The organism is Plasticicumulans sp., assembly GCF_035331805.1.
Lineage (GTDB): Bacteria > Pseudomonadota > Gammaproteobacteria > Competibacterales > Competibacteraceae > Plasticicumulans.
In genome coordinates this window covers 1-10,551 of record NZ_DAOLKE010000108.1, presented here as the reverse complement: position 1 = coordinate 10,551, position 10,551 = coordinate 1, and the positions used below count along the sequence as shown (strand labels likewise).

Here is a 10,551-nt window from a genome sequence, read left to right as displayed (position 1 = left end):
GGCGCCGGTCGAGGCCGGCGCGCTCGCGGTGCTCGCCGACAGCGCGCGCGAGCTGCTGCGCGAACGCCGGCGGGAGCGGCGCTGGCGGCTGTTCTTCCGTGCCGCCTGGCTGATCGTGGTGCTGCTCGTGCTCGCGCAGTGGCGCGCCGGCAGCGACATGACGGCGGCCACGCTCGGCGGCGGCCGGCACGCGGCGAAGGTCAGCGTCGACGGCCTGATCGCCCCGGGCACCGACGTCAGCGCCGAGCGCGTGCTGCACGGTCTGCGCACGGCCTTCGCCGATCGCGAGGCGGCCGGCATCATCCTCGACATCAACAGCCCCGGCGGCAGCCCGGTGCAGGCCGGACAGGTCTACGCCGAACTGCGCCGGCTGCGCGCGCAGCATCCGGACAAGCCCGTGTACGCGGTGATCGGCGATGTCGGCGCCTCCGGTGCGTACTACATCGCCGCCGGCGCGCAGGAGATCTACGCCGATCGCGCCAGCCTGGTCGGCTCGATCGGCGTGCGCATGGACGGCTTCGGTTTCGTCGAGGCCATGCAGCGCCTCGGCATCGAACGGCGGCTGCTGACCTCGGGCGCCAACAAGGGCCTGCTCGATCCGTTCAGCCCGGTGCAGCCGGCGCAGCTCGCGCACGTGCAGACGCTGCTCGATGCCATCCACCAGCAGTTCATCGCCGCGGTGCGCGAAGGTCGCGGCGAGCGCCTGCACGAGACGCCGGAGATCTTCAGCGGCCTGTTCTGGACCGGCGAGCAGGCGCAGGCGCTCGGGCTGGTCGATGGCTACGGCAGCGTCGAATCCATCGCCCGCGACAAGCTCGGCACCACGCAGATCCGCGACCACACGCAGCAGGAAAAACCCTTCGAGCGGCTGTTCGGCCAGGTCGAATCGACGCTGGCAGGCGCACTGACCCGCGCCTTCGGGCTCGACAGTCCGCTGCGCTGATTCCGGCCGCCATGCACCGCCTTCCGCACCGCGCGCAGGCCGCTGCGCGCGGCTTCCGTCCCTGTCCCCCCTCTGAACCGGAATCGAACCGGACCTGCAGGAGCGCCCGCCCGTGAGCGAACCGACGCCCTCGATCTTCGAACGTGTCTTCCTGGCCTTCAGTGCCTTCGGCCGCACGCTGGCCTCGGGCCGCTTTGCCGCCGGCGTGGCCCGGCTGCGCCACGGCGATGCCGGTGCGAGCGCAGCCGCCGCGCTGCCGGTGGTGATGCCGGAGCCGCTCGCTGCCGTGCCCCCGCCGCCTCCGGCCCCGGTGGCGCCGCCGGTGGTGCTGCGCGAGGTCACGCCCGATGCCGCGCTGCAGCTGCTCGGCCTGCTGCAGCAGGAGGGCCGGCTGATCGACTTCCTGCAGGAGGACCTCGGTGCGGCCGGCGATGCCGACATCGGCGCCGCGGCGCGCATCGTCCACGAGGGCTGCCGCAAGGTGCTGCGCACGCACTTCGAGCTGGCGCCGGTGCGCAGCGAGCGCGAGGGCAGCCGGCTGACGCTGCCGGCCGGCTTCGATGCCGGTGCCGTGCGCCTGACCGGCCGCGTGCTCGGCCAGCCGCCGTTCACCGGCACGCTGGTGCACTGCGGCTGGCGCGCGAGCGCCGTGAAGCTGCCGAAGCTCGCCGAGGGCCACGACGTGCACGTCGTCGCACCGGCCGAGGTCGAGCTGTAGGCCCGGCGCCGAAGCCTTCACCGGAGCGCCTCCCGGCGCCCCCCGCGGCCACCGCTTCCGTCCCTCTCCGGAGACCGCCATGAGCGAACCCCGTTATTCCGTCGGCATCGATCTCGGCACCACGCACTGCGTGCTCGCCGCCGCCGACCTGAGCCTGACCGACGGCGAGACCGTCGCGCTCGCCCTCGAACCGGTTGCGCAGCTCACCGCGCCCGGCGCCGTCGAGGAGCGCACGCTGCTGCCGTCCTTCCTGTACCTGCCGCATCCGGATGAGCTGGCACCGGCCGATCTGGCGCTGCCCTGGGACACGCCCGAGGGCTTCCTGGTCGGCGAGCTCGCGCGCAGCCTCGGCGCCAAGACGCCGCTGCGCCTGGTCGCGAGCGCCAAGAGCTGGCTCTGCCACCCCGGCATCGACCGCCGCGGCCCGGTGCTGCCGGTCGAGGCGCCGGCCGAGGTCGCGCGCATCTCGCCCTTCGATGCCACGGTGCGCTACCTCGAACACCTCGCCGATGCCTGGGACGCGCGCCACCCCGACGCGCCGCTCGATGCGCAGGCGCTGACGATCACGGTGCCGGCCTCGTTCGACCCGGCCGCGCGCGAGCTGAGCGCCGAGGCCGCGCAGGCCGCCGGCCTCGAAGACTTCATCCTGCTCGAAGAACCGCAGGCGGCGCTGTATTCGTGGATCGAGGCGACCGCCGGCGGCTGGCGCAAGCAGGCGCGCGTCGGCGACGTGATCCTCGTCGCCGATGTCGGCGGCGGCACGGCGGACTTCTCGCTGATCGCGGTCGGCGAGCGCGAGGGCGGGCTCGACTTCACGCGCATCGCGGTCGGCGATCACATCCTGCTCGGCGGCGACAACATGGACCTGGCGCTCGCACACGTGCTGCGCGCCAAGCTCGCCGCCGCCGGCACGCAGCTCGAACCCTGGCAGGTGCAGGGCCTCGTGCACGGCTGTCGCGCCGCCAAGGAGCAGATCCTCGGCGATGCCGCGGCCGATGCGGTGCCGGTCGTGGTGCCGAGCCGCGGCTCGCGGCTGATCGGCGGCACGCTGCGCACCGAGCTGACGCGCGCCGAGGTCGAGGCGACGCTGGTCGAGGGCTTCTTCCCGCGCGTCGGCGCCGAGGCCCGGCCGCTGGCGCGCGCGCGCACCGGCCTGACCCGGCTCGGCCTGCCGTATGCGCAGGACGCCGGCGTCACCCGCCACCTCGCGGCCTTCCTCGCCCGCCAGCTCGACGCGGCACCCGGCTGCGGCATCGAGCTGCCGGCCGGCGCGAGCTTCCTGCACCCGACGGCGGTGCTGTTCAACGGCGGCGTGTTCAAGGCGGCCGCGCTCGAAGCGCGCGTGCTCGACGTGCTGAACGCCTGGCTCGCCGCCGAAGGCGCCCCCCCGGCCCGGCGCCTGCCCGGCACGCAGCTCGATCACGCGGTCGCGCGCGGCGCGGCCTACTACGGCTGCGTGCGCCGCGGCCGCGGTGTGCGCATCCGCGGCGGCACGGCCCGCAGCTATTACGTCGGCATCGAAAGCTCGATGCCGGCCGTGCCCGGCATCGAGCCGCCGGTCGAGGCGCTGTGCGTCGCGCCCTTCGGCATGGAGGAAGGCACCGCGGCCGAGCTGCCGGCGCAGGAGGTCGGCCTCGTGGTCGGCGAGCCGGTGCGCTTCCGCTTCTTCGGCTCGCCGGTGCGCCGCGATGACCGCGTCGGCGACGTGCTGGAGGTCTGGGGCGGCGAGGAGCTCGAAGAGCTGCCCGAGATCGAGGCGACGCTGCCGGCCGAGGGCCGCACGCCCGGCGAGGTCGTGCCGGTGCGCCTGCACGCGGCGGTCACCGAACTCGGCACGCTGCGCCTCGAAGCGGTGTCACGCGATGCGAGCGAGCGCTGGAAGGTCGAGCTGGAGGTGCGTCAGGCCGACGAGGCCTGAACGCAGACATCCTCTAGGCCTCCCGGCCGGGCACGGCGTGGCGGATCGCGAGGTACGGCCCGCCGTCGTCGTGCTCGCGGAAACCGAGCCGCGCATACAGCCGTCGCGCCGGGTTGTCGCGCGCGACGTGCGCGGTGAGCGCCAGGCCGGCGGCGCCGGCCTCGTCGATCAGCGCCGCGATCAGCCGCGTGCCGAGCCCGCGCCCGCAGCAGGCCGGCAGCAGTGCGATGTCGATCAGCCGCAGTTCCCGCGCGCTGCGGGCGCTCAGCAGCCGCCCGATCGGGGCCGCGCCGGCGTCGAGCACGATCTCGGCGCGCGCCTGCGGCCATTGCCGGCGGTAGTGCGCGACCTGCGCCTGCACCTGCAGGCGCAGCAATGCATCGAGGTCCGCCGGCGGCAGGCCGGGCACGGCGAATGCCTCCGCCCGGTGCGCGCGGAACAGCCCGCTCAGGAAGTCCGCATCGGCCGGGGTTTCCGGCCGGCGCGCCGGCAGCGGCACGGGGCCCGTCATGCGCGCGACGGAAACACGCCTTCGGTCGCGATGATCCAGTACAGGCACTGGTACGGCTGACGGTTCGGATGCGGCTGGCTGCTGCCGGCCGTCGAGATGGCCGCGGCGGACATCGTCGCATCGGCCGTCGCCGCGTACAGCGCATTGCCGCCGGTATCGACCGACCAGAAACCGTTGATCGGCTCCGCCTGCGTGCCGGGCTCGGCGTGGCACTGCACGGCGTGCGTGTGGGCCGGCATCTGCGCGGCCGTCAGCGTCACGCTGTCCTCGCCGGACCACTGTCCGGGCGGCTGCGTCGGGCCGGTGCCGAGCGGCACGCGTCCGCGCAGGTCGGGCAGCGCGAAGGTCTGCTGGCCGTCGCCGCCGTAGAGGGTGCCGATCAGCGCGAACAGCGCCTGATTCTGTGCGATCGACAGCAGCTGGCCCTCGCAGGCCATCCAGCCCTGCGGCGGATAGGGGAAGCCGACCAGCTTGAGTTCTCCGATGAACGGATCCATGAACGGGGTCTCCGGAAAGGGGCCGGCTCAGCCGTGCGACGGGTAGATGCCTTCGATGGCGATGCAGAACTGGATGGCCAGGCCGGGCTGCAGGTTGTCGTGCGCCGCGCCGCTGCCGCTTGCGGCGAGCGCATCGGCCGCCATCTGCGCTCCGCCCTGCACCGAGTAGAGCTTGCCGCCCCCGGCATCGCGCGCCCAGACATCGTCGACGGCGCTGCCCGTGGTGCCGGGCTGGCTCTGGGCAACGGGTGTGTGCGTGTGCGCCGGCAGCTGCGCGACCGTCAGCGTCACGCTCGCGCTGCCGCCGGCCTCGCCGGGGCTGCGCGGCGTCAGGCCCGGGCCGCTGCCGGCGGCGATCGGCACGCGGTCGCGCAGGTCCGGCAGCGCAAACGTCGTGCGGCCATCACCGCCGTAAGTCGTGCCGAGGATCGAGAACAGCGCGGAATTCTGCGCGATCGACAGCAGCTGGCCGGCACAGCTCGCCCAGCCGCGCGGCACGAACGTGAAGGCAAACGGGCGGATCTCGCCCAGGAAGGGTTCGCTCACGAGGGTCTCCCGGATCAGCTGCGGGACGGATAGATGCCGCTCAGCGCGATGATGAAATTCAGCGCGAGGAAGGGCTGCATGTTCTCGTGCGGCTGCCCGCCGCCGGCAGGCGCCAGGGCGCTGGCCGCGAGCGGGGTGCCGTCGCTCGCCGGGGCATAGGCGGCCGTGTTGCCGCTGCCGTCCCCGGCCCAGTAGCCCCCCGACGGCTTGTCGGTGCCGCCCTGCGCGGCGCAGCGCGGCAGATGGCCGTGGGCCGGCAGGTGCTGCGACTGCAGCGTCACGGTCTCGCTGCCACCGCTCTGGCCCTGCACCAGCCCCATGCCCGGGTGCGGCGCGCAGCGCCCGCGCAGGTCGGGCAGCGCGAAGGTGGTGCGGCCGTCGCCGCCGTACTGCGTGCCGAGCAGGCTGAACAAGGCCTGGTTCTGGCGGATCGGCAGCAGCTGCCCGTTGCAGAACGCCCAGTCCTGCGGGGCGAAGTTACCGCCGAACAGGCGGATTTCTCCAAGAAAGGGATCCATGAGACGGCTCCGTGAGGCCCGGAAGGACAGCGCCGGTCGCCCGGCCCCGGGGCCGGTGCGACTGACGCTGCAGGGCTCAAGTACTAGCAGCCGTCCGTCCGCCGTCCGGCAAGCAGTGCTTGCCGCGCCGCGCCGGACTCAGCCGCGCCGCCGGCGCCGGGCCGCGAGCAGGCCGAAGCCCGAGGCCGCCAGCGCGAGGCTGGCGGGCTCGGGCACGCCGGTCGGTGGCGTGCCCCCGTTGTCGGTGCTGATGCTCAGGATCGAGAAATCGATGCCGGCACCGTTGTTCGTGGTGTCGCCGATCACGCTGGCGCCCGGTCCCTGCAGCGTCAGGCTGAAGGTCGCGCTGCCATCGAGCAGTTCGGCGATCGCGGCCGCCGACAGCGACAGCGTGTAGTGGACTTCGGTGCCGGTGTAGGCCGGCGTGGCTTCGAGCAGCGCGTTCAGCGCCGCGGTCAGGTCGACGCCATCGACCGTGAAGGCAGCCACCTGATTGCCGGTCGCGGCCGAATCGCCCTCGTAGAGGCCGATCTGGATCGTCGCCGCGCTCACCGGGTCGAGGATCGCGCCGCCATAGGCGCTGAAGGTCCAGCTGGCCGTGAAATCCGTCGTCGTGTCGGAGCCGATGAACTGGTTGAACGGCGCCGGATCGCCTCCGCTGGCATTCGTGAAGGTCACCGTGCCGATGCGGTGATTGATGGCATCGGGATCCGCGTTCGGCAGACCGGGATCGCTCGGGAAGTCGATGTCACCGAGCTGCTGCGACAGCACGGCGGCAAGCGCCGGTGCCGTGGCGCCCAGCAGCAGCGCGGCGAGCGGCGCGAGGAGGAATCGGGTTTTCAGGAGGGTCATGGTGATCGGATTTCCTTGTCGTGTGGGCTGGGTTACCGCTGGTGCGGCTGCCGCCGGCATGGATCCGGTCCTTGTGTACCGGCCTCTGGACAACCGCCGCCACAGGATAGGCCCACCCTTGCAACATCAGTATCCGGCTTTTGCCGGATGCAAGGCGGTTCAGGGATTTATCCCGGGTCCGGCCGGCTTTTGCTGCAGGTTCGGCTTGCCCATCCCGGGCGTCCCCGGTAGGCTCGCCCGTTTTTCCGCCGCGCCCGATTTCCGCTGCTGACGCGCACTTAGCCTGCATCGATCCGCAGCGATGCCGGCAAACCACCAGAAATCCGGGCGCGACGGCCGGACAGTTTCAAAAACTGTCTCAAAATGTTTCAGGCTGCTCCCGGCAGGATCGTGGAGCAGACTTTGTGGATGGATCGCGCCGCCGCCGACCGGCAGCCGGCGACCCGATCCCGACGACCGGTCGCCGACCGGACCGCCGAGCGCCCCGGCGGCCCGCTACGGCGTCGTACGTGGTCCGGCCGGTGACGGCACGGACCGCGGGACGCACTCCGCGCGTCCGCCGTGCTCCCTGGGGGGAGGAGATTGCCCGAGATGACGATTCGACACTTCACGACGCTGGCCGACTGTACGCCCGCCGAACTCGCGTACCTGATCCGGCGCGCCGGTGTGCTCAAGGCCAGGCATCGCGCCGGCGAACGCCACGCACCGCTGCCCGGCCGCGTGCTTGCACAGATCTACGAGAAAGCCTCGACGCGCACGCGCGTGTCCTTCGAGGCCGGCATCGCGCAGCTCGGCGGCTCGGCGATCTTCCTGTCGCCGCGCGATGCGCAGCTCGGGCGCGGCGAGTCGATCGAGGACACCGCGCGCGTGATCTCGCGCATGGTCGATCTGGTCATGATCCGCGCCTTCCGCCACGAAACCGTCACGCGCTTCGCCGCCGCCTCGCAGGTGCCGGTCATCAACGGCCTGACCGACCATGCCCATCCCTGCCAGCTGCTCGCCGACATCCAGACCTGGAGCGAACTGCGCGGCCCGGTCGCCGGGCGCACGGTCGCCTGGGTCGGCGACGGCAACAACATGTGCAACAGCTACCTCACCGCCGCCGAGCTGTTCGACTTCCGGCTGCGCATCGCCTGCCCCGAGGGCTACGAGCCCGATGCCGCGCTGCTCGCGCGCCACGCCGATCGCGTCGAGCTGCTGCGCGATCCGCTCGCCGCCGCCGCCGGGGCCGATCTGGTCACGACCGACGTCTGGGCGAGCATGGGCCACGAGGACGAGATGGAGAAACGCGCAGCCGCTTTCGCCGGCTACTGCGTCGATGCCGCCGTGATGGCCGCGGCCGCGCCGGATGCGATCTTCCTGCACTGCCTGCCCGCGCATCGCGGCGAGGAAGTCGCGGCCGAGGTGATTGACGGATCGCAGAGCGCCGTCTGGGAGGAAGCGGAAAATCGCATGCATGCGCAGAAGGCGCTGATGGAGTTCCTGCTGCTCGGCGAGCAGGCCGACTGAGGCCGCCGGGCCGCACCGGTGGCGGCACCTGCCTTGTCCGCCGCACCGGTACTTCGCTAGAATCAGCCGCTTGCAGCCGTAATGCGAATCGCTCCGGCCCGGTCCCCGACCGGGCCGTGCAGTTTGTGGGGTATTTCGCCTGCCGGCCCGCGCCACACGGCGGCAGGCAGCTCCTTATCAAGTTTCATGCCGGCGAACCACGCACGGATCGCTCGCGAAACCGCCTGCTGTTGCGCTGCGTCATGTTTTGGCACCGCCGCCCTGCCGTAGGCTGCAAGGCAGGCGGAGCAAGGCCGAAAACCATGACGCCGTAATGGTTTATTGAAGGGACCGCCGGTCGCACTGCGACCGGCGGCGGCAATCAACCGGTGACCGGGGACCTGGCGGAACCATGAAAGACTACGTCCTGATCCTGATCGGCACGATTCTCGTCAACAACTTCGTGCTCGTGAAGTTTCTCGGTCTCTGCCCGTTCATGGGCGTCTCGAAGAAGGTCGAGACCGCGCTCGGCATGGGCATGGCGACGACCTTCGTGCTGACGCTGTCCTCGGCCTGCACCTGGTTCATGTACAGCGCCGTGCTGGTGCCGCTCGGGCTCGAATACCTGAACACGATCGCCTTCATCCTGGTCATCGCCGTCGTCGTGCAGTTCACGGAAATGGTCGTGCACAAGACCAGCCCCGTGCTCTATCAGGTGCTCGGCATCTACCTGCCGCTGATCACGGTCAACTGCGCGGTGCTCGGCGTGGCGCTGCTGAACGTGCAGGCGCATCACGATTTCCTCGGCGCGACGCTGTACGGCTTCGGCGCCGCCGCCGGCTTCTCGCTCGTGCTCGTGCTGTTTGCGGCGCTGCGCGAACGCATCGCCGTTGCCGATGTGCCGCTGCCGTTCCGCGGTCCGGCCATCGCACTCGTCACCGCGGGCCTGATGTCGCTCGCCTTCCTCGGCTTCACCGGTTTCGTGCGGGGTTGATTCCCATGTTCACTGCCATCGTCGCCCTCTCCGGACTCGCCACACTGTTCGGATGCCTGCTCGGTTATGCCTCGGTGCGCTTTCGCGTCGAAGGCGATCCGCTCGCCGAACGCCTCGACGCCGTGCTGCCGCAGACGCAGTGCGGCCAGTGCGGCTTCGCCGGCTGCAAGCCCTACGCTGAAGCGCTCGCGAAAGGCGAGGCGGCGATCGACCTGTGCGCGCCCGGCGGCCAGCCCGGCGTGGTCGCGATCGCCGGCGTGCTCGGCGTCGAGCCGACCTCGGCGGCCAACGACGGCGAGCCGGTGCGCATGCACGCCGTGATTCACGAGGAAGGCTGCGTCGGCTGCACGGTGTGCATCAAGGCCTGCCCGGTCGATGCGATCCTCGGGGCGACCAAGCTGATGCATACGGTGATCTCGGCCGAATGCACCGGCTGCGGCCTGTGCGTCGGGCCCTGCCCGGTCAACGCCATCGAGCTGATGCCGGTCGAGGTCACGCTCTCGACCTGGAAGTGGACGCTGCCGGCGGCCCTGCCGACGCTGCGCACGGCCGCCTGAACCGCCGCCTGAACCGCTGAATCTCCGCCACCGATCCGGAGCGATCCGCCCGGATCCGTGCCGGTTCCGTATCGATCCTTGCCGATCCGTATGAAACCGGACGGGTCCGTGCCGGTCCGCCCCGCGTCCACCCGCTTCTTCGCCTGCGAGCCGTCCGCGCCATGTCGCTGCTGAACACGCTGGGCCGTCTGTGGCGCTTCCACGGCGGCGTGCATCTGCCCGAGCACAAGCAGGAATCGACCGGCCTGCCGATCACGGTGCTGGCTGCTGCCGGCGAACTGGTGCTGCCGCTGCAGCAGCACATCGGCGCACCGGCGCGCGCCTGCGTGCAGGTCGGCCAGCCGGTCGCCAAAGGCGAAGTCATCGCCCGCGCCGACGGCTACGTCAGCGTGCCGCTGCACGCGCCGACCTCGGGCACGGTGCTCGCGATCGAGCCGCGGCCGATCGCACACCCGTCCGGCATCGACGCGCCGGCGATCGTGCTCGCCGCCGACGGCCGCGATGCCTGGCATCCTGGCCTGCCGCTGCCGCTCGAAGAGGGTCTGGCGCTCGATCCGGCCGTGCTGCGGGCCCGCGTGCGCGAATCCGGCATCGTCGGCCTCGGCGGCGCGGCCTTCCCGACCGCGGTGAAGCTGAACCTGCACGGGCGCATCCAGGTGCTGATCCTGAACGCCGCCGAGTGCGAGCCCTACCTCACCTGCGACGACGTGCTGATGCGCGAGCGCGCCCGCGAGGTCATCGGCGGCCTGCTGCTGATGCGCCGCGCACTCGATGCCGGGCGCTGCCTGATCGGCATCGAGGACAACAAGCCCGAGGCCGCCGCCGCGCTCGAAACCGCACTCGCCGGCTTCGGCGAGGCCGCCAGCGGCGTCGAGCTGCGCGTGATTCCGACGCTGTACCCGTCCGGCGGCGAGCAGCAACTGATCCGCGTGCTGACCGGCGTCGAGGTCGCCCGCAGCCGCCGGCCGGTCGACTCCGGCATCCTGTGCCAGAACGTCGGCACCGCCGC

Annotated in this window: 12 protein-coding genes; 7 read left to right on the top strand and 5 right to left on the bottom strand. The window is 71.8% G+C overall.

What is annotated here, in order from left to right; all coding sequences use genetic code 11:
* The 3 genes from PKE44_RS09545 to PKE44_RS09535 all read left to right on the top strand — a co-directional run.
* Positions 1-943, top strand: a 943-nt coding sequence (locus PKE44_RS09545; RefSeq protein WP_324550461.1) for a S49 family peptidase, incomplete at its 5' end; no start/stop codon positions are given.
* A gap of 112 nt (positions 944-1,055) precedes the next feature.
* Positions 1,056-1,661 carry a DUF2760 domain-containing protein gene (locus PKE44_RS09540; RefSeq protein WP_324550460.1) on the top strand — a complete coding sequence of 202 codons (606 nt, stop codon included), beginning with the start codon at positions 1,056-1,058 and terminating at the stop codon, positions 1,659-1,661.
* A 79-nt stretch (positions 1,662-1,740) separates the two neighbouring features.
* The gene (locus PKE44_RS09535) at positions 1,741-3,579 is read left to right on the top strand and encodes an Hsp70 family protein (protein WP_324550459.1); all 1,839 of its coding nucleotides are present in this window, start codon (positions 1,741-1,743) and stop codon (positions 3,577-3,579) included.
* A 13-nt stretch (positions 3,580-3,592) separates the two neighbouring features.
* Here the strand turns inward: PKE44_RS09535 and PKE44_RS09530 are convergent, their stop codons facing one another.
* The 5 genes from PKE44_RS09530 to PKE44_RS09510 form a co-directional block, all read right to left on the bottom strand.
* On the bottom strand, positions 3,593-4,090 hold the full coding sequence (locus tag PKE44_RS09530) for a GNAT family N-acetyltransferase (protein WP_324550458.1): 498 nt from the start codon (positions 4,088-4,090) through the stop codon (positions 3,593-3,595).
* Entirely contained in the window at positions 4,087-4,587 is a 501-nt protein-coding gene (locus PKE44_RS09525; RefSeq protein ID WP_324550457.1) for a tail fiber protein, read from the bottom strand. The genes PKE44_RS09530 and PKE44_RS09525 overlap by 4 nt, the downstream gene beginning before the upstream one ends.
* A gap of 27 nt (positions 4,588-4,614) precedes the next feature.
* Entirely contained in the window at positions 4,615-5,133 is a 519-nt protein-coding gene (locus PKE44_RS09520; RefSeq protein ID WP_324550456.1) for a tail fiber protein, read from the bottom strand.
* Positions 5,134-5,147: 14 nt separating this feature from the next.
* Positions 5,148-5,651 carry a tail fiber protein gene (locus tag PKE44_RS09515; RefSeq protein WP_324550455.1) on the bottom strand — a complete coding sequence of 168 codons (504 nt, stop codon included), beginning with the start codon at positions 5,649-5,651 and terminating at the stop codon, positions 5,148-5,150.
* A 138-nt stretch (positions 5,652-5,789) separates the two neighbouring features.
* A complete protein-coding gene (locus PKE44_RS09510) occupies positions 5,790-6,503 on the bottom strand; it encodes a PEP-CTERM sorting domain-containing protein (RefSeq protein ID WP_324550454.1) in 714 nt (237 codons plus the stop codon).
* Positions 6,504-7,094: 591 nt separating this feature from the next.
* On the opposite strand from PKE44_RS09510, the gene argF reads away from it, so the two are divergent.
* From argF to rsxC, 4 genes are all read left to right on the top strand, one after another.
* Positions 7,095-8,012, top strand: coding sequence for an ornithine carbamoyltransferase (gene argF / locus PKE44_RS09505; protein ID WP_324550453.1), 918 nt, complete (start codon positions 7,095-7,097; stop codon positions 8,010-8,012).
* A gap of 391 nt (positions 8,013-8,403) precedes the next feature.
* Positions 8,404-8,985 carry an electron transport complex subunit RsxA gene (rsxA, locus tag PKE44_RS09500; protein WP_324550448.1) on the top strand — a complete coding sequence of 194 codons (582 nt, stop codon included), beginning with the start codon at positions 8,404-8,406 and terminating at the stop codon, positions 8,983-8,985.
* Between the two features lie 5 nt (positions 8,986-8,990).
* Positions 8,991-9,542, top strand: coding sequence for an electron transport complex subunit RsxB (rsxB, locus tag PKE44_RS09495; protein ID WP_324550446.1), 552 nt, complete (start codon positions 8,991-8,993; stop codon positions 9,540-9,542).
* A gap of 161 nt (positions 9,543-9,703) precedes the next feature.
* Positions 9,704-10,551: electron transport complex subunit RsxC (rsxC, locus tag PKE44_RS09490; protein WP_324550444.1), on the top strand; the 848-nt coding region annotated here is incomplete at its 3' end.

Coding starts and splice junctions, on each gene's coding strand:
- rsxA (WP_324550448.1), top strand. CDS start 8,404: ATGAAAGACTACGTCCTGATCCTGATCGGCACGATTCTCGTCAACAAC.
- PKE44_RS09515 (WP_324550455.1), bottom strand. CDS start 5,651: ATGGATCCCTTTCTTGGAGAAATCCGCCTGTTCGGCGGTAACTTCGCC.
- PKE44_RS09530 (WP_324550458.1), bottom strand. CDS start 4,090: ATGACGGGCCCCGTGCCGCTGCCGGCGCGCCGGCCGGAAACCCCGGCC.
- PKE44_RS09510 (WP_324550454.1), bottom strand. CDS start 6,503: ATGACCCTCCTGAAAACCCGATTCCTCCTCGCGCCGCTCGCCGCGCTG.
- rsxB (WP_324550446.1), top strand. CDS start 8,991: ATGTTCACTGCCATCGTCGCCCTCTCCGGACTCGCCACACTGTTCGGA.
- PKE44_RS09535 (WP_324550459.1), top strand. CDS start 1,741: ATGAGCGAACCCCGTTATTCCGTCGGCATCGATCTCGGCACCACGCAC.
- argF (WP_324550453.1), top strand. CDS start 7,095: ATGACGATTCGACACTTCACGACGCTGGCCGACTGTACGCCCGCCGAA.
- PKE44_RS09525 (WP_324550457.1), bottom strand. CDS start 4,587: ATGGATCCGTTCATCGGAGAACTCAAGCTGGTCGGCTTCCCCTATCCG.